Origin of the sequence: Stackebrandtia nassauensis DSM 44728, assembly GCF_000024545.1 — a bacterium.
Lineage (GTDB): Bacteria > Actinomycetota > Actinomycetes > Mycobacteriales > Micromonosporaceae > Stackebrandtia > Stackebrandtia nassauensis.
Map to the genome: position 1 here is coordinate 6214393 of NC_013947.1, position 20400 is coordinate 6234792.

At 69.6% G+C, this 20400-nt stretch carries 23 protein-coding genes and 2 pseudogenes; 12 read left to right on the forward strand and 13 right to left on the reverse strand.

The window, feature by feature from the left end:
- Positions 1-69: 69 nt before the first annotated feature.
- Positions 70-819 carry a maleylpyruvate isomerase family mycothiol-dependent enzyme gene (locus SNAS_RS33485; protein WP_013021050.1) on the reverse strand — a complete coding sequence of 250 codons (750 nt, stop codon included), beginning with the start codon at positions 817-819 and terminating at the stop codon, positions 70-72.
- A gap of 184 nt (positions 820-1003) precedes the next feature.
- Here SNAS_RS33485 and SNAS_RS28955 point away from each other — a divergent pair, with 184 nt between their 5' ends.
- Positions 1004-2281: an MFS transporter gene (locus SNAS_RS28955; RefSeq protein WP_013021051.1), complete on the forward strand. Its 1278-nt coding sequence runs from the start codon at positions 1004-1006 to the stop codon at positions 2279-2281.
- 17 nt (positions 2282-2298) lie between these two features.
- On the opposite strand, the gene SNAS_RS28960 is transcribed toward SNAS_RS28955, so the two are convergent.
- The gene (locus SNAS_RS28960; RefSeq protein WP_013021052.1) at positions 2299-2967 is read right to left on the reverse strand and encodes a hypothetical protein; all 669 of its coding nucleotides are present in this window, start codon (positions 2965-2967) and stop codon (positions 2299-2301) included.
- Positions 2968-3075: 108 nt separating this feature from the next.
- Here SNAS_RS28960 and SNAS_RS28965 point away from each other — a divergent pair, with 108 nt between their 5' ends.
- Entirely contained in the window at positions 3076-3852 is a 777-nt protein-coding gene (locus SNAS_RS28965; protein ID WP_013021053.1) for a TetR/AcrR family transcriptional regulator, read from the forward strand.
- A 57-nt stretch (positions 3853-3909) separates the two neighbouring features.
- On the opposite strand, the gene sepH is transcribed toward SNAS_RS28965, so the two are convergent.
- Positions 3910-4959, reverse strand: coding sequence for a septation protein SepH (gene sepH / locus SNAS_RS28970; protein WP_013021054.1), 1050 nt, complete (start codon positions 4957-4959; stop codon positions 3910-3912).
- 224 nt (positions 4960-5183) lie between these two features.
- Between sepH and SNAS_RS28975 the strand changes: the two genes are divergently transcribed.
- Positions 5184-5420, forward strand: a complete 237-nt coding sequence (locus SNAS_RS28975) for a DUF2530 domain-containing protein (RefSeq protein WP_144300675.1) — start codon at positions 5184-5186, stop codon at positions 5418-5420.
- Between the two features lie 502 nt (positions 5421-5922).
- On the opposite strand, the pseudogene SNAS_RS37865 reads toward SNAS_RS28975, so the two are convergent.
- A pseudogene (locus tag SNAS_RS37865) lies at positions 5923-6723 on the reverse strand (DUF3027 domain-containing protein); the annotation flags it as partial.
- 150 nt (positions 6724-6873) lie between these two features.
- On the opposite strand from SNAS_RS37865, the gene SNAS_RS28985 reads away from it, so the two are divergent.
- From SNAS_RS28985 to SNAS_RS37870, 4 genes are all read left to right on the forward strand, one after another.
- The gene (locus tag SNAS_RS28985) at positions 6874-7488 is read left to right on the forward strand and encodes a futalosine hydrolase (RefSeq protein ID WP_013021057.1); all 615 of its coding nucleotides are present in this window, start codon (positions 6874-6876) and stop codon (positions 7486-7488) included.
- Positions 7485-8279, forward strand: coding sequence for a 1,4-dihydroxy-6-naphtoate synthase (locus SNAS_RS28990; RefSeq protein WP_013021058.1), 795 nt, complete (start codon positions 7485-7487; stop codon positions 8277-8279). Before SNAS_RS28985 ends, SNAS_RS28990 begins: the two co-directional genes overlap by 4 nt.
- A gap of 75 nt (positions 8280-8354) precedes the next feature.
- On the forward strand, positions 8355-9896 hold the full coding sequence (locus SNAS_RS28995; RefSeq protein ID WP_013021059.1) for a serine/threonine-protein kinase: 1542 nt from the start codon (positions 8355-8357) through the stop codon (positions 9894-9896).
- 122 nt (positions 9897-10018) lie between these two features.
- On the forward strand, positions 10019-10420 hold the full coding sequence (locus SNAS_RS37870; protein ID WP_041627194.1) for a cold-shock protein: 402 nt from the start codon (positions 10019-10021) through the stop codon (positions 10418-10420).
- 22 nt (positions 10421-10442) lie between these two features.
- On the opposite strand, the gene SNAS_RS29005 is transcribed toward SNAS_RS37870, so the two are convergent.
- Complete coding sequence (locus SNAS_RS29005) at positions 10443-11036, reverse strand: TetR family transcriptional regulator (RefSeq protein ID WP_013021061.1); 594 nt, start codon at positions 11034-11036, stop codon at positions 10443-10445.
- Positions 11037-11123: 87 nt separating this feature from the next.
- Here SNAS_RS29005 and SNAS_RS29010 point away from each other — a divergent pair, with 87 nt between their 5' ends.
- Complete coding sequence (locus SNAS_RS29010) at positions 11124-11990, forward strand: SDR family NAD(P)-dependent oxidoreductase (RefSeq protein ID WP_013021062.1); 867 nt, start codon at positions 11124-11126, stop codon at positions 11988-11990.
- Positions 11991-12038: 48 nt separating this feature from the next.
- Here SNAS_RS29010 and SNAS_RS29015 read toward each other — a convergent pair whose 3' ends face one another.
- Positions 12039-12599 carry a TetR/AcrR family transcriptional regulator gene (locus tag SNAS_RS29015; protein ID WP_013021063.1) on the reverse strand — a complete coding sequence of 187 codons (561 nt, stop codon included), beginning with the start codon at positions 12597-12599 and terminating at the stop codon, positions 12039-12041.
- 116 nt (positions 12600-12715) lie between these two features.
- Between SNAS_RS29015 and SNAS_RS29020 the strand changes: the two genes are divergently transcribed.
- Entirely contained in the window at positions 12716-13117 is a 402-nt protein-coding gene (locus SNAS_RS29020) for a nuclear transport factor 2 family protein (protein ID WP_013021064.1), read from the forward strand.
- Between the two features lie 4 nt (positions 13118-13121).
- Here the strand turns inward: SNAS_RS29020 and SNAS_RS29025 are convergent, their stop codons facing one another.
- The 7 genes from SNAS_RS29025 to ssd all read right to left on the reverse strand — a co-directional run bounded on the left by SNAS_RS29025 (position 13122) and on the right by ssd (position 18531).
- On the reverse strand, positions 13122-13505 hold the full coding sequence (locus SNAS_RS29025; RefSeq protein WP_013021065.1) for an Rv3654c family TadE-like protein: 384 nt from the start codon (positions 13503-13505) through the stop codon (positions 13122-13124).
- Positions 13502-13909, reverse strand: a complete 408-nt coding sequence (locus SNAS_RS29030) for a TadE family type IV pilus minor pilin (RefSeq protein ID WP_013021066.1) — start codon at positions 13907-13909, stop codon at positions 13502-13504. Before SNAS_RS29030 ends, SNAS_RS29025 begins: the two co-directional genes overlap by 4 nt.
- Positions 13906-14034 (reverse strand): DUF4244 domain-containing protein, encoded by a 129-nt coding sequence (locus SNAS_RS37040; RefSeq protein WP_013021067.1) that lies wholly within the window; start codon positions 14032-14034, stop codon positions 13906-13908. The genes SNAS_RS29030 and SNAS_RS37040 overlap by 4 nt, the downstream gene beginning before the upstream one ends.
- Before the next feature lie 565 nt (positions 14035-14599).
- On the reverse strand, positions 14600-15262 hold the full coding sequence (locus tag SNAS_RS29040; protein ID WP_013021068.1) for a type II secretion system F family protein: 663 nt from the start codon (positions 15260-15262) through the stop codon (positions 14600-14602).
- Positions 15259-15987 carry a type II secretion system F family protein gene (locus SNAS_RS33490; RefSeq protein WP_013021069.1) on the reverse strand — a complete coding sequence of 243 codons (729 nt, stop codon included), beginning with the start codon at positions 15985-15987 and terminating at the stop codon, positions 15259-15261. The genes SNAS_RS29040 and SNAS_RS33490 overlap by 4 nt, the downstream gene beginning before the upstream one ends.
- Positions 15984-17147 carry a TadA family conjugal transfer-associated ATPase gene (locus tag SNAS_RS29050; RefSeq protein ID WP_013021070.1) on the reverse strand — a complete coding sequence of 388 codons (1164 nt, stop codon included), beginning with the start codon at positions 17145-17147 and terminating at the stop codon, positions 15984-15986. The genes SNAS_RS33490 and SNAS_RS29050 overlap by 4 nt, the downstream gene beginning before the upstream one ends.
- A gap of 274 nt (positions 17148-17421) precedes the next feature.
- Positions 17422-18531 (reverse strand): septum site-determining protein Ssd, encoded by a 1110-nt coding sequence (gene ssd, locus SNAS_RS29055; RefSeq protein WP_013021071.1) that lies wholly within the window; start codon positions 18529-18531, stop codon positions 17422-17424.
- Between the two features lie 351 nt (positions 18532-18882).
- Between ssd and SNAS_RS29060 the strand changes: the two genes are divergently transcribed.
- From SNAS_RS29060 to crcB (SNAS_RS37875), 3 genes and pseudogenes are all read left to right on the forward strand, one after another.
- Complete coding sequence (locus SNAS_RS29060) at positions 18883-19641, forward strand: TerC family protein (protein ID WP_013021072.1); 759 nt, start codon at positions 18883-18885, stop codon at positions 19639-19641.
- Positions 19642-19645: 4 nt separating this feature from the next.
- The gene (crcB, locus tag SNAS_RS29065; RefSeq protein WP_013021073.1) at positions 19646-20026 is read left to right on the forward strand and encodes a fluoride efflux transporter CrcB; all 381 of its coding nucleotides are present in this window, start codon (positions 19646-19648) and stop codon (positions 20024-20026) included.
- A pseudogene (gene crcB / locus SNAS_RS37875) lies at positions 20026-20377 on the forward strand (fluoride efflux transporter CrcB). Before crcB (SNAS_RS29065) ends, crcB (SNAS_RS37875) begins: the two are co-directional and overlap by 1 nt.
- Positions 20378-20400 lie beyond the last annotated feature (23 nt).

The window sequence follows — 20400 nt, forward strand, 5'->3', positions numbered from 1 at the left end:
TCGACCTTCTTTTTCGTCCTCGAATCCGGTGGCCCGCCGGGGAGCGGGGCACCGCTTCGACCTTATCCGCTATTGCGTGAATTCCTTGATGAGTTCGTGCAGCGCCCGCGCCGCCTGCTCGTCGCCGTCGAACTGGATGCCCTCGTCGTCGCCGCGCCGCCACAGCCACAGCAGCAGCGGGGCGGGTTCACCGGAGATCGTCACGGCCACGTCGCTGGCGGCCTCGGAGTCGACGTCGATGCTGCCGTCGACCGGCCGCAGCACCCAGGTCGTGTCGCCGCTGGTCACCGCGACCGGCTTGGGAAGCAGCTTGCCGATGCTGTCGGCGACCTCCTCGGCCCACTTGTGGCTGCTCCAGCCGACGAAGATGCGCAGCAGTTCGTCGATGCCGTCGACGGCCAGTTCTTCGTCGATCGGACCGAGGGCGACCCCGGCGGCCAGTTCGGCGTCGACGCGGTGGATGACCGTCTCCTGCGCCATCCGCCGGATCCAGAAGCCGACGGTCTGGTCCGGGTCGTACCAGGTGTACGCCGCGTCGGCGGGCTCGCGCGGTGTGAACTCGGCGAGCAGGTCGCCCAGCCCCTGCCGCATCAGGGTCAGCGTCGGGACCTCCGGGTCGCGCGGCGGCGGCCACGACTTCGGCTGGCCGTTGCGGATGCACTCGGTCTTGTGCATGTAGACGTGGGCGACGTGTTCGAGCAGATCCGTCATCGTCCACTCCGGACAAGTCGGGACGCGGGCGTCCATGTTCCCCTCGGCAGCCTTCGCCATCCGGGCGGCGTCGGCGGTCAAACATGAGGTCAAACGGCTGAACTGCATGGTCTAGAGTCTGCCAGCCACCTGCGACAGTCGCATCACACTTTCCGTCAAAAGTGGATCTGAACACCAGTATCCATCGATTCAGTGATACCGCCGACAAAACCCTGGCGTCGGGACACCGGACACGGTTAGGGTCGATTAGCAGAACTGCCCCTTACATGCCTAGGAGGCCGACCCGACCCCCATGAGACGACAGCTGGCCGAAACCTTTCGCTCCCTCCGCGTCCGCAACTACCGGCTCTTCGCCATCGGCCAACTGACCTCACTACTGGGTCGCTGGATGCAGATCGTCGCCATCGACTGGCTCGTCCTGGAACTGTCGGGAAACTCCGGCGCCGCGCTCGGTTTCGTCACGGCACTGCAGTTCGTCCCGGTCCTGCTGCTGAGCCTGCACGGCGGCAAACTCGCCGACCGGCACGACAAGCGCCGGATGCTGCTGGTCTTCAACACCTCCTGGCTGGCCCTGTCGGCGGGCATGGCGGTCATCGTCCTGATCGGCGCCGCCCAGCTGTGGCACATCTACGTGTTCGCCCTCATGCTCGGCATGGTCATGGCCCTGGAGAACCCGGCCCGGCAGTCCTTCGTCTCCGAGATGGTCGGCACCGGCATGCTGCCCAACGCGCTGTCGCTGTCGGCGGCCACCTTCAACAGCGCCCGCATCGTGGGCCCGGCGATCGCCGGTGCCCTCATCGCCGTGGTCGACACCGGCCCGGTACTGGCAATCACCGCGCTGACCTACGTGCCGCCGATGGTGTGCCTGCTCCTGATGAACCGGCACGAACTCGGCTTCTCCGAGCCCGCCAAGGACACCCGCATCCGCGAGGCCGTCTCCTACACCTTCCGCCGCTCGGACCTGGTACTGCCGCTGGTGCTCATGTTCGTCGTCGGCGGCCTGGGCTTCAACTTCCCGATCACCCTGGCGCTGCTGTCCAAGACCGTCTTCCATACCGGCGCGGCCACCTTCGGCCTGCTCACCACCATGCTCGCGGTCGGCGCACTGGCCGGAGCTCTGGTCAGCTCTCGCCGCCGCGCCCGCCCCACGGCCCACATCGTCCTGGCCGCCGCCGCGATCTTCGGCGTCCTGGAAGCACTGGTCGGATTCGCCCCGGCCTTCTGGGTCGCCGCCGTCCTGCTGGTCCCGACCGGCTTCTCCATGACCTTCCTGGCCCAGGCGGTCAACCAGCGCATCCAACTCGGCGTCGACGCCGCCCACCGGGGCCGGGTCATGGCGCTGTACATCCTGGTGTTCCTGGGCTCCACCCCGATCTTCGCCCCCATCATCGGCTGGCTGTCGGAGGTCATCGGCCCCCGCTCGGGTCTGTGGATCGGCGGCCTGGCGGGTGTGTTCATGGCGGCGACGGCCTTCGCGGTGCGGTGCCGCAAACGCGACGTCCACGTCAGCGTCGAACTACGCCCCCGCCCCCGGATGCGCCTGATCGAAACCGTCGAGAAAGCCGCCTGACCCACGGCGCCGAGCATTCAACTCGAGCTACGCGATGTCCGCACCGCGTGACCGGGCCGCAGCCAGATCACGATCAGGATGACCGCGACGGCAGGACCAAGCCCCCATGCCAGTGGGGCGATCACGCCCATGATGGCGGTGGAATTGACCAGGAGTCCAAGGGCGCCGCCCCCGCTGAGAACGCCTGTCACCGCGAATATCACGGCAATGCCGCGTTCGAGTCCTCGCATACGGAACGCCGGAGCCAGGAACAGACAGGCCAGCGAGAAGAACACACCCCACCCGAGAATCTCGAAGGCGAACATCAGCGACGGCCAGCCGTAGGGCTGGAACCACTCCAGCCCTTCCGTCTGTCCCAGTCCGGGGCTCTGCCGGACCAACGTCAGCGCCACGAACCGATTGGCGCCGACGACGACGGCGAGCATGACGATGAACATCAACGAGATGAGCGTGAACACCTGTCGATCCGCAGGGACGGCGAGATGGATGGCGCCCCACAGCGGCACCATCACCAGAACCACCAGCATCATGATCACGTGGAAAGTGGTCGAGAACGGCTCTTGGGGCGGAAACGGCAACCCCTTCGACATCATCACGGTCAGAGCCGTCAGGTACGCCAGCACCAATGCGGTGAAGCCACCACCTGCCCATATCCCTACCCGCGTGACCGATGCCGTCGTCTTCATGGCTCCCTCACCGATTCTTTTAATGGAGAACTTGGTTCACCGTAATGGCGAATAGCATTCGCCATTATAGGCTTAGCAGCGCACGCACTACGTCAGGGGACGACCAATATGGGCGAACAGCACCGAGCGCCTGCACCGACGGGCATCGAACTGGCCTGGCGAAGCTCCAGTCACGCGGCTCACCCGGGCGCACCGAGCGGTGGCCGCAGGCCCGGCCCACGATCAGGCCTCACGCTGGGACGGATCGTCACGGCCGCCGTTGACATCGCCGACCGGGAAGGGCTCGCCGCCGTATCACTGGCTCGCGTCGCGGCCGCCCTGGGCACCGCGACGACTTCGCTGTACCGGCACGTCCGATCCAAAGACGACCTCGTCGTGGTGATGCGCGACGCCGCCGCCGCGCCACCACCCGATCTGCCGCCGACCGACCTCCGACGGTGGCGAGAGTCGCTGGCCGACATCGCCTGGCGGATATACGACCTCTACCGGCAACACCCGTGGGTCCTGCAGGTGCCCACCTCTGGCCCGCCGAACACACCGAACGAACTCCTGTGGGGCGAGCACATGCTCAAGGCCCTGTCACAGTCCACCCTGACCGCCCACGACCAGCTCCGCGCCGTCACGCTGATCTCCGGCTACGTCCGCGAGCAGGCGCGACTCACCCTGGATCCGATCATCGCGGACGGCGGCGATGCCGCGGCAGGCGATTACTTCGCTTTCCTCGGCAGGGTTCTGACGCCGAAGCGGTATCCCATGTTCTGCCGCCTGTTCGCGGACCCGGCGAACACCGGCTCCATCGAGTACACCGCCGCGGACTTCCAGTTCGGTTTGGACCGGATTCTGGCCGGACTGGCCGAACTCGACCGGGACGGCCGCGCCCGGTAAGCCAGCGTGTCGCACAACGCGCGGGCTAGCCGCCGACGGCTACGTCAGGCCAGCGGTCTACGGCTGGCTGGAGCGCGGGGCCGTGTCGCTGCCGAACAGGACGTCCTCCCAGGCGGGCAGCCGGTTGCGCGGTTTGCTCGAGGCACCCGCGGCCACCGCGACCTTCGGTTCGTCGCCCGACTCGTCCTCGTCCACGACCTCGTTGCGGCGCGGACGCAGTACCGCCAGCGACGGAACCGCTGGCGTGTCCTTGACCTCGGCGGGCTCGGAGCCCGGCAGACCCAGGCCGCTGGCGGCCTGGCGGTCCGGACGCGACGGTTCGCCCAGCGGGCGTTCCAGTGCCGCGCGGAGTGCGTCGCGGCGCAGCGGGTCCGGGCGGTCGGAGGCGGGTTCGGGCTGCTTGGCCGCCGGAGTCTGTTGCGTGTCGCGGCGGGTCACGCCGTACAGCGGGTCGCGGGACGGCCGCGCCGACGGCGACGGGGTCCGGGCGCTGGCGACCTCGGAGTCCGAGGAACGCACCGTGGCCGGAGCCGGAGTCGACAGGAACTGGGCCATCTCGTCGTGCGGGGTCACGCTCTGGCGGCCCCGGTCGAGTTCCCAGGTCGCCTGGGCGGTGGACTTTCCGCTGGTCCACGTCGCGGAGACCCGCCAGGTGCCGTCCTCACGGCGCCACGCGTCCCACGACACCGAGGCGGTGTCGACACCGTGCTGGCCGAGCTTGACGTCCACGACGTCGGACATGCGCTCGCCCCGGTCGGAGTTGGCCAGGCGGGCGCGGCGGGCGGCCTGCGCGAGCATGGCACGTTCCTGCAACACCGGGCCGGCGTAGCGCAGCACCTTGTCGACCGCGACACCCGCGCCGCGCGCGATGTCCTCGGCCGATTCTCCACAACGGATACGAGTCTGGATGTCCCGAGGTGACAGCGAGACCTGCGGCACGCGACGATCCACAATGGGATGAGAGGCGGGTTCGGCTTCGGTCCGCTCGCCCTGGACCGCGGTGCGCAGCCTGTCGTCCAGGGGCAGTCCCATGAGTCGGCCGAGCTCGTCGGCGACTACAAGAGCCTGCCCGTCCTCTGACAGGGCGACGAAGCGTACCGGTCGCATTGACCACCACCCCTTGTCAATCTCGGCTTCCCGCTTGTGCAAGCGGCCGGCTAACTCCCTTGAGGTCACGCGAACTCTTCGCGGCGACATCACTCGACAGTACGCTCCACCGTACAGGTTATCCACTCGATCTCGCCGCATTCATAACCACAAGATCGCAAATATCTCCCTACTTTGCCCATCTGGCGGCGTTTCTGCCGGTGAACGCGCGGTAGATTGGGCGCGTGTCCGACCGTCCTACCCCTCCCGCGGCCAACCTGCCGATGACTCCCCTGGCCATCGGCGGCACCGTCCTGTGGCTCGTCATCGCCGGAATTCTTTCACTGTTCTCCGAGGATTTGGCGGCGACGGGACGGTCGTGGTGGATCGACTGCGCACTGTGGGGGGCGGTGCTGGGCGTGCCCGGCACCGTCGTCATGGTGCTTCACGATCGGAACCAGAAACGTCGCCAGCGGGACTAGCGTCGTTCGGTTCCTCGTCCTTCCCTGAATCGTCCTGAGTGGCCTGTGGCTGCTCGGCCTCGGTGACCTCGGCCTCCGCCGGTGTCTCGACGTCGGCCGGGGCCGCGACCTCGGTGACGGCGAGCGGTTCGGCGATCGGTTCGGTGACGCCGCCCTCGGGCGTGTCGGCGACCTGGTCGGCCTCGGTCATCGGCTCGACGACCGCGACTTCGGGCTCAGCTTCGGCCACGGGCTCGGCTGCCGGTTGGGCCTCGGCTACGGGCTCGGTCTCGACCGGCTGCGGTGCCTCGACCGCCGGTGCTTCGACGGCATCGATTTCCGTGGTCTCCGGCGTGTCGGCCGGGGCCTCGGCGACCTCGACGGCCGTCGGTTCCGGGGCGGGCTCGGTCACCGTCGTCTCCGGTTCGGCCTCGGCCGTCTCCGTGACTTCGACTTCGACTTCAGCTGTCTCGGTCTCGGCTTCGACCTCGGCGGTCGCGTCCGCTTCGTCAGCCTCGTCGGCTTCCTCGACCTCGGCGACCGGCGCTTCCGGCTCCTCGTCGTCGGCGGTCGTGTCGACCTGTTCGATGAGCGCGTCGTCGTAGGCGGTGTCGGTCAGCTCGACGTCCCGCGGGCCGGTCGCGTCGATCTGAGTGAGCACTTCGGAGTGTGCGCCGCAACCGTGGTCGGAGGACACGACGGTGGCGTCGTCGGAGGCGTACATGTTGCCGCAGACCCCGAACACCTGCCGCAGCGAACCCGCCAGCGGCAGATAGAAACCGCAGCTGCCGCACCGCGCCTCGGGCGGGGCCGACACCGAGATCTCGGCGCTCGGGCCGTGGTCGCCCTCGTACCAGCGCTCGGCGCAGTCGATGCGGCCCTCGCGGCTCATGACCCGGGCCCGGCCGACGCCGAGCTCGAAGGCGATGTCCTCGACGGCGTCGTCATCGCTGTAGGTGTACGCGGGGGTGAGCCGGGCGTCGGATTCGTCGGTGGGCAGCAGGTCGCCGACCCCGACGTCCCCGGCGCGCAGCCGTTCGGCCCACGGCACCCATTCCGGGCTCTTCAGGGCGTCCGGGCCGGGCAGCAGCGCGGTCTCGTTGACGGTGACGGTGCGCGAACGCGGTGCCCGCGCCACGACCACCGCCCAGCGCCAGCCCCGGTAACCCGCGAGTGTGGTCTCGAAGAAATGCGTCACCACCCGTTCGGCCTCGGGTTCGGCGTGCAGGTACTCGCCGACCCCCTCGCCGGTCTCTTCGGCCGCGGCCCGGGCGAGTTCGACGGCCTCGGCACACAGTCGGTCTAGGCGCGCGGGCCTGGACATGGTGGGAATCTGTGACACCCGGCAAGGATACGACGCGGTGACCGCGCGGGGCCAACAGGTGCCGTCACAGTCGCGCATGGCCGTCACGGGGCCCGTGTCGAAAACCAGTAGCGTCGACGCATCATTCATCGACTGTCAGGTCTTGGGGTAATGAAGCTGCTCATCGTCACCGCGGTGGACGCCGAACGCGACGCCGTCCTGCGGGGCCTGTCCGGCACCGTCCACGATGTCTACACCGTTGGCGTCGGCCCGGCGGCAGCGGCCGCTGGAACCGCCCGCTTGCTGGCTCTGGCCGAGGCGGCGGGGACCCGTTACGACGGGGTCGTCAACGCCGGGATCGCCGGTGGGCTGGCCGGACGCGCCGACATCGGCGACGTGGTGGTCGGCACCGCGAGCATCTCGGCCGAACTCGGCGTGCGCACCGACGACGGTTTCACCCCGTTGGGGAAGCTGGGCTTCGGCAGCGCGGTCGCCGAGTGTTCGCTGCGGCTGGCCGCCGGGGTCACCGGCGCCCGCGGCGAGATCCTGACGCTGGCGACGATCACCGGCTCGGCGCAGCGGGTCGACGAGCTCGCCGAGTCCTATCCCCACGCGCTGGCCGAGGCGATGGAGGGCTTCGGCGCCGCGACCGCTGCCGCCCGCGTCCGGCTGCCGTTCACCGAGATCCGCGCGATCTCCAACGCCGTGGGCGACCGGGACGCGTCCGGCTGGAACTGGCAGGCGGCCTTCGACGCCCTGACGAAGGCGGCGGGGGAACTGCGATGAAGCTGGCCTTCTCCCCCTGCCCCAACGACACCTTCATCTTCCACGCCTGGGTGCACGGCCTGGTGGAGGGCGCCCCGGTCCCCGAGGTCACCTACGCCGATGTGGACGTCACCAACACCCGGGCGCTGACGGGCGAGTTCGACGTGGTCAAGGTCTCGTTCGCGGCGCTGCCGTGGCTGCGCGACGGCTACGAGCTGCTGCCGTGCGGCGGCGCGCTCGGCCGGGGCTGCGGGCCGCTGGTGCTGACCCGCCAGCCGTCGAGCCCCGAGAAGCTCGCGGGCGCGACCGTCGCCGTCCCCGGTGAACGCACCACCGCCTACCTGCTGTTCCGGTTGTGGTCGCAGGGTTTCGCGCCCGCGAACATCCGGGTGGTCCCGTTCGCCGAGATCATGCCCGGCGTCGCGTCCGGCCGTTTCGACGCGGGCCTGGTCATCCATGAGGCCCGGTTCACGTACCAGGACCACGGTCTGTCCATGCTGGAGGATCTCGGGGACTGGTGGGAGCGCGAGACCGGACACCCGATCCCGCTGGGCGCCATCCTGGCCCGCAAGGGCCTGGACACCGACGCGATAGCGGGCTGGATCCGCGCCAGCCTCGCCCACGCCTGGGCCAACCCGCTCGACAGCGCCGCCTACGTCGCCGAGCACGCCCAAGAGCTGTCGGCGGACGTCACCCGGCAGCACATCGAGCTGTACGTCAACGAGTTCAGCGCCGACCTCGGCGAGGCGGGGCGAGCCGCCGTCGAGACCCTGCTGGGGCGGGCCGCGTCGGCCGGGCTGGTGCCCGGCTGAGCCACACCCGGGCGGGCGCCGCGCCGATACCACCCAATGCATAATCATCCTTCGATGTCTTGAGGAAGGGTGTCCATGCGGCCCAACCAGTTGCTCGGCGGTCGCTACCGGCTGGACAAACGCATCGGTACCGGCGGCATGGGTGAGGTGTGGCGGGCCGAGGACGTCACGCTGGAGCGGCCGGTCGCCGTCAAGGTGCTGCACCCGGCGATGGCCGACGACGCCGACCTGCGGCAGCGGTTCCTGCGGGAGGCGCGCGCCATCGCCGCGCTCAACGCTCCCGGGGTCGTCGCGCTGTACGACTCGGGCGAGGACACCGAACCCGACGGCTCGGTGCTGCCGTACCTGGTGATGGAGTTCGTGGTGGGCCGTCCGCTGTCGGCATACGTGCCCGCCGCCGAGGCACTGCCGCCGCCGGAGGTGATGCGGCTGGTCTCGCAGGTCGCGCTCGGGCTGGACGCGGCGCACCGCGTCGGCATCATTCACCGGGATGTCAAGGCCGCCAACATTCTCGTCAACCGGCACCGGGACGCGACCCTGCTCGACTTCGGGCTGGCGCGCCGCGCCGGTGAGACCGCGCTGACCACCACCGGCTCGGTGATGGGCACGATCGAGTACGCGTCGCCGGAACAGCTGCGCGACGAGCCGCTGACCCCCGCCTCGGACGTCTACTCGCTCGGTGTCGTCGCCTACGAATGTCTCGCCGGGATGCGGCCGTTCGACGGGCAGACGGTCGCCGCGGTCATCGCCGGACACCTGGACCGGGAACCGCCGCGACTGCCGCCAACCGTGCCGCCGCCGATCGAGCGGGTGGTGATGCGGGCGCTGGCCAAGGACCCGCGCGACCGGTTCCGCACCGCTGGTGACTTCGCCCGGGCCTGCCTCGAAGCCGCCGGGACCGCGAGCGCGCCGCCCACCCCGCCGACGCGTCCGCACCTCGCGGCGACCCGCGAGGTGCCACGCGAACCGTCCGAACCGGACACCGTCGCGGCCGAGGCCGCGCCCCGTCAGCGGCGGCGAGGCCGCGCGTTGCTGGTGACCGGCGTGATCGCGGTGGTCGCGATCCTCGCGGCGGCGCTTGTGGTGATATTCACCATGAACCCGCCGGACGACTCCGGTGGCGGCAAACCCTCCGACGACAACAGCACCTCGTCGTCGGAGAAGCCCGGACCGCAGAAACCCAGGACGTCGGTGCTGGTCAGTTCCGCCAACACCAAGTGCCTGCTGCTGAACAAACTGGACGGCTCACAAGCGGCCATCGAGGCCACGATGGGGTTGTGCGAGGGTAACAAGTACGAGGTGTACACCTACGACACCGTCGGCGCGAAGGCCGTCTCGATCGGCTTCGACAGTCAGTTCGGCGGCGGTGAGGTCCACTCGTGCCTGGGTGTGAAGGCCGCCGCGAAACGACTGGTCGCCGACGCGAAATGCAAGCCGGGCACCGCCTGGAAGTTCACCTATCTGCGCACCGAAAGCGGGGTCGACTTCTGGCAGATCCGCAGCGCAACCGACGAGAAGATATGCCTGCAAGCCGGGGCCGCCGTGGGCGACGCGGCCTCGGCAAAACCCTGTCACGACAGGGCCAACCAGAAATGGCGCACCGAATCCGCGGGCTGAGGCGGCACCCATAACGTGGTGGCGCCTCCCGGAAGCCGACCGTTAGGCTTAGGTACACATCGCTCGGATGTCCGAGCGGTGTCCAACATGTGTTCCTGCGTTTCGAGTATGAGGTCAAGGCTGTGCCCACCGGTCGTGTCAAGTGGTACAACGCCGAAAAGGGATTCGGCTTCGTCTCCCGGGACGACGGCGGCAACGATGTGTTCCTGCATCGCGACGCTCTCCCCGAGGGCGTCACCGAACTGAAGGCCGGTCAGAAGCTCGAATACGGCATCGTGGACACCCGCCGGGGTGTGCAGGCGATGTCGGTAACCCTTGTAGACACTCCCAAGCGGGTGGCCAAGGCCGAACCCCAGACCCCGAAGCGCTCCCCCGAAGAGGTACACGGCCTCATCGAGGACATGATCAAGGTCCTCGAGGACCAGGTCATGCCGACGCTGCGTCGCGGTCGTCACCCCGACCGCAAGCACACCGCGAAGATCGCCGAGGTCGTCCACGCAGTGGCGCGCGAACTGGAAGGCTGAACCGAACCGGTTCGACGGGGCCTCACAGCACGGGTTTCAGGGCGGCGAACGCCCGATCGATCAGTTCCTCCCGAGCGCCGGGATCCCCGCCGCGCACCACTTCCCGCGAGACCGCGTCGAGCGCCGCCGCCGCGGCGCCGGTCAACAGGTCGATGTCGAAGTCACTGAGCCCGCCGGGCTGCCGGTCACGCAGCTCGGCGGCGATCTCGTCGCGCAGTTGTTCGCGTTTGTGCTGGAACCGGGCCCGCAGCGCCGGAGTGGTCTCGATCAGGTCCAGCTTCTCGGCCACCGCCCCGGCGGAATGAATCCGCTCGGACCAGCCGCGCAGCACCTGGTGCAGGCTGTCCCACGGCGCTTCCCCGGTCGGCCGGTCACGTAGGTCGGCGCGAACCTCCTCCCCCAGCAGGTCGAGGTCGCCAAAGATGGCGTCCTCCTTGGCCGGGAAGTAGCGAAAGAAGCTGCGTTTGGACAGACCGGCGGCGGCGGTGATGTCGTCGACGGTCGTGCGCTCGAAACCCTGCCGCACGAACAGCTCCACCGCCAGTCGGCTCAGTTCGGCCCGTACCGCGAGCCGGGTCCGTTCCCGCAGGCCCCGTACCGGCCGTTCCTCAGTCATGCGCCACAGTTTACTTCTCGACACTTCATGCTATACATGTCACTGAGTGACAGATTTTTACTGTAGACAGAACCTTGAGGAGACGGCGTGGACGGCAAGACGGTTCTCATCACCGGAAGCACCGGCGGCATCGGCAAGGAGACAGCCCGCGGCCTGGCCACCCTGGGCGCCACCACCTTCCTGCTCGGCCGCGACCCCACCCGGGCCGAGGCGGCCGCACGCGAACTGCGCGCCGACACCGGAAACCCCCGGATCACCGCGCTGACCGCCGACGTCTCGCGCCCGACCGACCTGCGCCGCCTCGCCACCGAGCTGGCGGATCGCGTCGAGCGCCTCGACGTCCTGGTCAACAACGCCGGAACCTCCCGACCCCGACGGGAGGTCACCGCCGACGGCGTCGAGGCCATGTTCGCCACCAACGTGCTGGCGCCGTTCATGCTCGGCGGCGAACTGCTGCCCCTGCTGCGGGGTGGCGGCAGGATCGTGAACCTGACCGGCGGGATTCCCAAGGGCCGCATCGACCCTGGCAATCTGCTGGCCGAGCGAAAGTTCGTGGGTTTCACGTTCTCTCAGTACAACCACACCAAGCTCGCGGTGATGGCGATGAGCCTCGGCTTCGCCGACCGGGTCGCCGAGCACGGGGTGACCGTCAACGTGGCCTACCCCGGCCACGCCTCCACGCCCGGCAACCGCGACCTGCCGATGTCGGCGTTCCCGGTGGTCTACCGCCCGGCAGCCCCGCTGCTGCGCTGGTTCGGCCCCAGGCTGCTGGGCGGGGATGCCGTCGCGAAAGCCTCACGATCCAGTGTGTACCTGGCCAGCAGCCCCGAGGTCGAGGGCGTCACGGGCGCCTACTTCGACAAGCACTGCCGACGCGCCAAGTGGCCCCCCAGTGTGCTCGACCAGGCCAACCAGGACACGGTGTGGCGGCTGTGCGAACGGTTGCGGGGCTGAGCTTCTGGGAACCCGTCCCGCGACTTCTGGGAACTCGCGCCGCGATTTCTACGCATCCGTCTCCCGGTGCGGCCGCAATCCGTCGCAGATGATCCGCACCAGCCGATGCACCTGCTCGGCCCCACCCGCGGCCGAGGCGGAGGCACTGGTCAGCACCAACAGGTCCGTCAGATCGATGTCCCCCCGCACGACCCCCGCAGCTGTCGCCCGGTCCAGCAGGCGCTCGGTGACCGACCGGATCGACCCGTGCCAACGATCGAACAGCGCGGTTCGCCGCTCGGGCTGTCGCTCCGAAGCGGACAGGGCGAGGGTCCGCTTGGCGGCGGTGTGGGTCGCCAGGCTCTCCAGCCAGGTGAACAGCGCCTGACTGGCCGAAGCCGAGGTCAACAGTTCCTCGCCGTGGTCGCACAGCGCCGTCACCTCGTCCTCGTAGACGGCGATGAGCAGGTCGGCGCGGGTCGGGAAATGCCGGTAGAGGGTGGCGTTGCCGACCCCGGCCCGGCGCGCGATCTGATCCAGCGCGACCTCCGGTCCATACTCCTCGACCAGCTCCTTCGCCGCCGACAACAGCAGTTCGGTGTTTCGCGCGGCGTCGGCTCTCGGGGCCATTCAACGCTCCCAGGTCATAAACGGGGACATCCCCGTATATTGTAGGGACATCGAAGTGGGGACCTCCCCGGTTAACCACCCCGCTTCCCCGACCCGGCTCTGAAACGAGGACCGACATGACCATCACCGCCGACGACCGCGCGGCCATCAGCGAACTGCTCGCCATGCACGGCCACCTGATCGACGCTGGCGAACTCGACCGACTCGACGAGGTGCTCACCCCCGACGCGATCTACGACGTCACCGACCTCGGCGCGGCACCCCTGGTAGGGGTGGCGGCCTGCCGCGAAGCGGCGCTGGCCCTCGGCGAGGGCAACCCTCTCGGACATCACGTCACCAACATCGTGATCACCGAATCCACCCCCGGACGGGTCTTCGCCCGCTCCAAGGGAATCGGAGTCAACACCGACGGCACCACCGGCACGGTGACCTACGAGGACACGATCACCCGAAGCCCGGCGGGCTGGCGGATCAGCCATCGCAAGGTCATCGCACGTCGAGCACCCCTGGGCGGCTGACACCTCAACCCACCGGCCCAGCACGGGCCAGCCCGACGACAGGACCGAACCGCTTCAGCGGGCTGGGCAGCGGGGCGATGACCTCCACGGTTATGTCCATGCCGGACAGTTCGCAGGTGCGGATGGTGGTGTCGTTCGCGGCGGCCAGCTCGGCGGCTCGACCGCAGGCCGAGGTGGCGCCCTGTCCGGCTCGCATGGCCCCGGCCAAGGCGGCGGCGTCCGCACCGATCTGGGCCCGATGGCGGGCCTCGATAGCCGCCGCCATGAGGAGGGCGACCATAGCGAGGACGAGGACGCACAGCCCGATGCCAAGGGCGATAACGGATGCACCGCCGCGTTGGGGATCGCGCTGGCGGGCGGGCGTGGTCTCGCGCCGTCGAATCGTCATGGGGCCTCCCGATCTTCGCGGGCGGCGGTGGCGCGGCCGATGACCGTCATCGTGGGCAACAGTGAGCCCAGTGGACGGATCTCGGCGGTGACCTTGGCGGACACCGTGTCGCCGGTCGCGTCGATGGCGAGCTGCGCTGTTGGCGGGAGGTGGCGGGTCGCCGCCTCGGAGCCGTCCTCCCCACGAGCCGCCGCCAGCGCCGCCTCCCGAGCGGCATCAGCACAGCGGGTTTGGGTGGCGACGGCACTGACCGCGAAGAGCCCGGTGAGCAACAGCAGGATGATGGCGGGAAACGCGGCGGCCAGCTCGGCGGTGGCGAAGCCACCCTGGCTGCACCCTCGGACGGCTCGGACGGCTCGGACGGCTCGGACGGCTCGGACGGCTCGGACGGCTCGGACGATCATGACAGTGCCCTGGCGATGATGTCGTTGAGCGCCTTGTAGACCGCGTCGGACGTGAGCACTTTGAGCATGAGCCCGGCGAAGGCGACGGCCGCGATCGTGCCGACGGCGTATTCGGCGGTGCTCATACCAGCTTGCTCACGCAAGCGGGCTCGCAAACGCTCGCGAGCTTCAGCGAGGACAGCCGCCAAGCGAGCGGTCGCGGGCTTGGCTTGCGGCTCAAGCGATCGAGGCTGCGGACGGTGGCATGGTCGGGCAAGTGCGGCAGCCGCGCGAGCGGGTGAGGACTTGGCGAACGGTTCCGACAAGCGAGGCTGCGGACGGCAACACGTTCGGGCCAGGGCCGCAGCCACGTGGACGGGCGCGGGCTTGGCTTGCGGTTCAAGCGATCGAACCTGTTGGGGGCGGGGTGTTCGAGCCCTCGTCGCAGCAACGCGAGCGGGCGCGGGCTTGGCCAACGGTTGCGACAAGCGAGGCTGCGGACTGCGACACGTCCGGACCAGGGCCGCAGCCACGTGGGCGGGCGCGGGCTTGGCTTGCGGCTCAGGCGATCCAGAGCGCGAGCCGCACAGAGCTTGGGTCAGATTTGCGGTCGCGTGAGCGGTTGTGGGTTTGGCTTGGGGTTCAGGGGATCGAGAGCGTGGGCGGTGGCGTGGGTTGAGGATGGACGTTGTCATCGTTTGTCCCTTCTGGTCAGTAGGTGTTGAGGATTCCGTCGAGGCTGGAGATCACCACCGGTAGGAGTCCGGCGGCGATGAAGGCGGGCAAGAAGCACAGGCACAGCGGGAGCACCATCCACACTCCAGCTCGGTGGGCATGGGACAGTGCCGCTTGCTCACGGTCGAAGCGCAGCTCCTTGGCCAGCAGATGGAGGCTGTCGGCCAAGCGGGCTCCGGTGTCGGCGCTGCGGCCAATGGTCTGGACGAGGCGGTGACCGTCGGCCAGACTGTCGAATTCGGTCAGTGCTTCGGCGAGGGTGGCCCCGAGGGTGAGGCTGCGGGCGGCGCGACGGAAGCGGTTGGCGAGGGCCGGGTTGACGGCTTCGGCGCAGGTCGACAGAGCGCGGTCGAGCGGGGCGCCGCTGTGGAGGCAGGCGGCGAAGACGTCGAGCGCGAATGGCAGGTCGGCTCGGTCGCGTTCGCGGGCTCGGCGGGTGGCGGCGGGTTCCATGCGGCGTAGGGCCAGATGGACAACGATGGTGGTGACGGCGCCGACGAGTAGTCCATAGTGGTTGCCGATGGTGAGGGCTGTCAGGATTCCGGTGGCGATGGCGATCCAGATTCGACGGTCGCGGGTTGGGACAGCCGATGGGTTCGCGGGGCGGGTCAGGGCGCGCAGGCGGGTTCGTGGCTTCATGGCGTTTCACCCGCGGTGGCCGCGACGAGGATGCGGCGGGACCAGGCAAGGCCCGCCAATTGCAGAGTTACCGCGACGGCCGCGCATCCGGCTCCCACGGGGGTGTGCAGCAACGTTTCCAGCGGGCGGGTTCCCAGCGCTTGTCCCAGAGCGAGTCCGGCGACGGGGAGGGCGGCCAACAGCCGAGCGCTGGCGAGGATTCCGGCGGTGTTGGTGGTCAGGGTCGTGGCGATGCGGGCTTCGGCCCGCAGGTCTTCGGCGAGCTGGTCGAGTAGGCGGGAGGTGGGGGCGCCCGCGGTTTCGGTGATGTGGACGGTGGCGTCCAGGCGGTCCCGGATGCGGCGGCAGACGGGGTCGTCGGTGGCGGCGAGGTGGGTGCGGGTTGCCGCTATCGCGGGGGCGGCGTTGGCTCCGGCTCGTAGGTCGGCGGCCAGTGAGGCGACGGCTTGGCGGGCGGTGGCTCGGTGCTGGCGTGTCGCGGCGGCGGCTCGCCAGCGGGCGGCGGCCAGGATGGCGACGGCGCAGTAGATCGCGGTGATGGCGGCGGCCGTCGGTCCGGCGACGGTGGCGGTGGGCAGGGCGGCGGTGAGGGCGAGCGCGGTGGCGAGCTTTCGGGGTGCGGTGTCAAGGCGGGCGAGCAGGTGGGTGCGCCAAGTTTGGACGAGGGCGGGCCACTGTGGATGGGTGCCGAGGAGGCGTCGCAGTCGGGTGGGAGCGGAGGTCATGGTCGGCTCCGGGTGGGTGCGGATGGGTTGGCCAGGAGCTGGTGGAGGGCTTGGATGCCGGGTTGGTCGCCGTGGGTGTGGTTCCAGGCGGGGGTGACGGTGAGGCGGGCGTTGGGTTCGTCGTGGCTGAGCAGGGCGATCTCGCCGACGATGCGGCGTCCGGCTTTTCGGTCCATGTGGACGATGACTCGCAGGGCGGCGGCCACCAGGGCGTGTAGGCCCGCTCGGGGAAGGCCGTGCGGGAGGGCCAGGGCGGCGAGGCGGGCGGGGACGTCGGTGGCGGTGTTGGCGTGCAGGGTTCCGGCGCAGCCGTCGTGGCCGGTGTTGAGGGCGGTGAGCAGTTCGATGACCTCGGCGCCCCGGCATTCGCCGACGACGATGCGGTCGGGGCGCATGCGCAGGGCTTGGCGGACCAGGTGGCGCAGGCTCACCGCTCCGGCGCCTTCGATGTTGGTGTGGCGGGATTGCAGGCTGAGGGCGTGCGGATGGGCGGGGGCGAGTTCGGTGGCGTCTTCGACGATGACGATGCGTTCGCTCGGGTCGACGGTGCCCAGGAGGCTGGCCAGCAAGGTGGTCTTGCCGCTGCCGGTTCCGCCGCTGATGATGAACGCGGTCTTGGCGGCAACGAGGGCCGACAGGAGGGCGGCGCTGGTGGGGGTGAGGGTTCCGGCGGTGGTGAGTTCGTCCATGGTGAGGGCTTTGGCGCGGTGGGTGCGCAGGCTCAGGTGGGGGCCGTTGACGGCTATGGGTGGCAGGACGGCGTGCAGCCGGGTGCCGTCGGGGAGGCGGACGTCGGCGTAGGGGTGGGCGTCGTCGAGGCGTCGGCCCCCGGCGGCGGCCAGCCGGACGGCCAGCCGTCGGACGGTGGCCTCGTCGGCGAAGTGGACGGGCGTTGGTTCGAGGCCGTGGCCCCGATCGGCCCAGACCTGGTGGGGTCCGTTGACAAGGACATCGGTGACGTGGGGGTCGTCGAGGAGGGGTTGCAGCGGGCCGGCCCCGGTGAGTTCGGCGTCGACGCGGACGGTTTCGGCGAGGACTGCGGGACCGGCGAGCGGTGCGGGCGCGGTTTGCCGCACGGCGTGGGCGACGGTGGCGGGTGTGATCGGCGCGGCGGAGCCGGAGAGGCTGCGACGCACGGCGGCCACGAGACGGGAGGTCATGACCGAACCCCGCTTGGCAGCAACGCGGAACTGGCGTGGCTGATCGGTGTGGCCGAGCTGATGGGAGCGCGGTGCCTGGCGGAGTTGGGTCGCGAGGGCGTTGCCATGTTCGCGCTTGGCCGACAGCGGGGCGCACATTCGGCGATCAACTCGGCGAAGGCTGCGCTGTTCCGGTCGCATGCGGGGACGCGACGTGAGGACGGCCGGGCTCCAGACGGAAGCGCCGCGGACGGGGCACGGTTGATCGGCGCGGCCGAGCCGATGGAGCGGGGGGTCATGAGGGGGCTCCGGCCAGTTGGGGGGTGGCGGGTTCGTCGGGTTGGGGGTCGGGGAGTTCGGTGAGGAGGGCCTTGGCGGCGGTGACGAGGGTGCCGTGGCGGGCCCGGGTGGGGAGGGCTCCGGTTTCGGCCGCGGCGGCCAGGCGGGGGTCGCGGCGGATTTCGGTGGCCACGGGGACACCGACGGCGTTGACTATGTCGGTTGTGGACAGACGGGCGGGTGTGGTGGTGGCGAGGATGAGGCGGGCTCGGTCGGTCTGGGGGGCGTGGACGGCGATGGCCTGGCGGGCGGCGGCGATGGCGCGGACTTCGGCGGGCACGACCAGACCGAGCAGGGTGCTGCCGGAAATGAGGTCGGGCAGCCAGGGCTCGCCGTAGCGGGGGGCGTCGATGACGACCAGGTCGTGGGAACGGGTGGCGGCGTCGAGGACGGCGGTGACCGTGGCGGGGTCGAGGTGGACGGAGCGGTTGCGGCTGAACGAGAGTAGGCCCAGGTGGGAGTCGTGGGGCAGGCTCGGGCGAAGCCGGTCGGGGTCGTAGGGGCCAGGCATGCCGGTGAGGTCGGGCCAGCGCAGGCCGTCGCGGTTCTCCCAGCCGAGCAGGACGTCGAGGCCGCCGCCTCGGGGGTCGGCGTCGATGAGCAGGGTGGTACGGCCGGAGTCGGCGGCGGCGATCGCCAGACCGGCGGCGAGAGTGCTGGCGCCGACGCCGCCCCGGGCGCCGGTGATGGTCGCGACGGGTGCCCGGTGGGGTCGGGTGGTGGCGGGGGCCAGTTGGCGGGCCAGCCATGCCCCGGCTTCGGGGAGGCTGGCGACCTGGGTGGCACCCATGGCCAGGGCCAGCGGCCATGCCTGGTCGTAGGGCAGTTCGGGGCCGGTCAGCAGGATGATCTCGCCGCGGTGGGGCAGTCGGGCGTCGGCGCAGGCCTGGGCGAGATCGGCGGCGATGACCACGACGGTGGCGCGGTTCCAGTGGCGGCGGGCGGCGTCGGGGGTGGGGGCGTGGTGGGCTTCGGTGCCCGCGGCGGTGGCCAGTTTGCGCAGTGCGGCGCGGGTGAGTTCGTCGCCGGTGATGAACAGTGGACGGGCGTCGGCGGTGTTGTCCATTGTGCGGCTCCTGGTGTGTGGCGGGCGAGGAATTCCAATGTCGCCGGGGCGGGGGTGGGCGGGCAAGCTGGGCGAACAGTGCTTGTGGATAACTTCGGGATTGTGGATAACCCTGGGGAAACGGTGGATTCGCGCACGATCCGGCAGCGAGATGGTATGGTCGCGCAGCGTCAGCGGGCCGTATTGGAGTTTTCTCATAAAGGGCCCGCGGCCAGGGCGGCGAGTAAGTCCACAGAGCCCTAGAACCGTTGCGTCCGAAGAAGACCAGATCGCGGCGCCCACTCCCGAAACGGCGGGCATTGTCCTAAGAGACTCGCTGCCGCATGATCACATAACCGGTACTCTGGCGCAATGGAGTTGCTGACCAGTCCTGAAGTCTGGGTGTCGTTTTTCACGTTGCTCATACTCGAACTGATCCTCGGAGTCGACAACGTCGTCTTCATTTCCATATTGACCGGACGGCTTCCCGAGGAGCAGCGCCCCCGGGCCCGGTTCTGGGGGCTGCTCATGGCGCTCCTCACCCGGCTCGCGCTGCTGGCGACGCTGTCGTGGATGGTCGGCGCCACCGCGAACCTGTTCAAGCTGTTCGGCATGGGTTTCTCGTGGCGGGACATCATTCTCATCGTCGGCGGGTTGTTCCTGCTGGTGAAGTCGGTGCACGAGATCCACGTCCGGCTGGAGGGGCCGGAGCCCGAGCAGGGGGGCAACGGAGGCGGCGGCAAGACCGCCGGTTTCACCTCGGTGATCATCCAGATCGCGCTGCTGGACATCGTGTTCTCGCTGGACTCGGTCATCACCGCCGTGGGCATGGTCGACGAACTGGTCGTCATGGCCGCCGCCATCGTCGTGGCCATCGCGCTGACGCTGGTGTTCGCCAAACCGATCTGGGGCTTCATCGACCGGCACCCCACCGTCAAGATGCTGGCCCTGTCGTTCCTGGTCCTCATCGGCGCGGCGCTGATCGCCGACGGTTTCGAGCAGCACATCCCCAAGGGCTATGTGTACGGCCCGATCGCGTTCTCGCTGCTGGTCGAGCTGCTGAACATCCGCGCGAAGAAGGCCGCCGCCAAACCGGTCGAACTGCGCGAGCCGCACGCCAAAGACCACTGAGCCGATGCGCGTGACTCTCGCGGCCGTGTCGGCCGGTGGTGTCATCGGCGCGCTGGCCCGGTTCGGTCTGACCCAGGCGTTTCCGGCCCGCGACGACGGTTTTCCGTGGGGGATCTGGTTCATCAACGTCATCGGCTGTCTGCTCATCGGCGTGCTGATGGCGTGGCTGTCGACGAAGGCCGCGCCGAACTGGGTGCGGCCGCTGCTGGGCGTCGGCGTGCTGGGCGGCTTCACCACCTTCTCCGCCTACAGCGTGGACGCGGTGCGGCTGGTCGACGCCGGACGTCCGCTGCTGGCACTGACCTATGTGCTCACAACTGTGCTTGGCGCGCTGGTGGCGGTGTTCGCCGGGTCGCGACTCACCCGAAGGATCCTGAGCTCATGATCGAGGTGCTCGCGATCGCCGTCGGCGCCGCGATCGGCGCGCCGCTGCGCTATCTCACCGACCGCGCGGTGGCCGCCCGGCACGATCCGGTCTTCCCGTGGGGGACGCTGATCGTCAACGTCACCGGGTCGTTCGCGCTCGGTGTCCTGGCCGGGCTGAGTGTGGACGGACCGCTGGCAGCGCTGTTCGGAACTGGCCTGTGTGGAGCCCTGACCACCTATTCGACGTTCTCCCACGAGACGCTGCGGCTGGCCGAGAACGGGCGCGAGGGCCGCGGCGCTGGCCAATGTGGTCACATCCGTGACCCTCGGCCTGGGCGCCGCGGCCCTCGGCTTCCTGCTGTGTCGCTGAGACTCGGCCCTCAGAGCCGTATG

Coding starts and splice junctions, on each gene's coding strand:
- SNAS_RS33485 (WP_013021050.1), bottom strand. CDS start 819: ATGCAGTTCAGCCGTTTGACCTCATGTTTGACCGCCGACGCCGCCCGG.
- SNAS_RS28995 (WP_013021059.1), top strand. CDS start 8,355: ATGCGGCCCAACCAGTTGCTCGGCGGTCGCTACCGGCTGGACAAACGC.
- SNAS_RS29030 (WP_013021066.1), bottom strand. CDS start 13,909: ATGATCGTCCGAGCCGTCCGAGCCGTCCGAGCCGTCCGAGCCGTCCGA.
- sepH (WP_013021054.1), bottom strand. CDS start 4,959: ATGCGACCGGTACGCTTCGTCGCCCTGTCAGAGGACGGGCAGGCTCTT.
- SNAS_RS28990 (WP_013021058.1), top strand. CDS start 7,485: ATGAAGCTGGCCTTCTCCCCCTGCCCCAACGACACCTTCATCTTCCAC.
- SNAS_RS37040 (WP_013021067.1), bottom strand. CDS start 14,034: ATGAGCACCGCCGAATACGCCGTCGGCACGATCGCGGCCGTCGCCTTC.
- SNAS_RS29015 (WP_013021063.1), bottom strand. CDS start 12,599: ATGGCCCCGAGAGCCGACGCCGCGCGAAACACCGAACTGCTGTTGTCG.
- SNAS_RS29025 (WP_013021065.1), bottom strand. CDS start 13,505: ATGACGATTCGACGGCGCGAGACCACGCCCGCCCGCCAGCGCGATCCC.
- SNAS_RS28985 (WP_013021057.1), top strand. CDS start 6,874: ATGAAGCTGCTCATCGTCACCGCGGTGGACGCCGAACGCGACGCCGTC.
- SNAS_RS28965 (WP_013021053.1), top strand. CDS start 3,076: ATGGGCGAACAGCACCGAGCGCCTGCACCGACGGGCATCGAACTGGCC.
- SNAS_RS29005 (WP_013021061.1), bottom strand. CDS start 11,036: ATGACTGAGGAACGGCCGGTACGGGGCCTGCGGGAACGGACCCGGCTC.
- SNAS_RS28955 (WP_013021051.1), top strand. CDS start 1,004: ATGAGACGACAGCTGGCCGAAACCTTTCGCTCCCTCCGCGTCCGCAAC.
- SNAS_RS29050 (WP_013021070.1), bottom strand. CDS start 17,147: ATGACCTCCCGTCTCGTGGCCGCCGTGCGTCGCAGCCTCTCCGGCTCC.
- SNAS_RS28960 (WP_013021052.1), bottom strand. CDS start 2,967: ATGAAGACGACGGCATCGGTCACGCGGGTAGGGATATGGGCAGGTGGT.
- SNAS_RS33490 (WP_013021069.1), bottom strand. CDS start 15,987: ATGACCTCCGCTCCCACCCGACTGCGACGCCTCCTCGGCACCCATCCA.
- SNAS_RS29040 (WP_013021068.1), bottom strand. CDS start 15,262: ATGAAGCCACGAACCCGCCTGCGCGCCCTGACCCGCCCCGCGAACCCA.
- crcB (WP_013021073.1), top strand. CDS start 19,646: ATGCGCGTGACTCTCGCGGCCGTGTCGGCCGGTGGTGTCATCGGCGCG.
- SNAS_RS29060 (WP_013021072.1), top strand. CDS start 18,883: ATGGAGTTGCTGACCAGTCCTGAAGTCTGGGTGTCGTTTTTCACGTTG.
- SNAS_RS29020 (WP_013021064.1), top strand. CDS start 12,716: ATGACCATCACCGCCGACGACCGCGCGGCCATCAGCGAACTGCTCGCC.
- ssd (WP_013021071.1), bottom strand. CDS start 18,531: ATGGACAACACCGCCGACGCCCGTCCACTGTTCATCACCGGCGACGAA.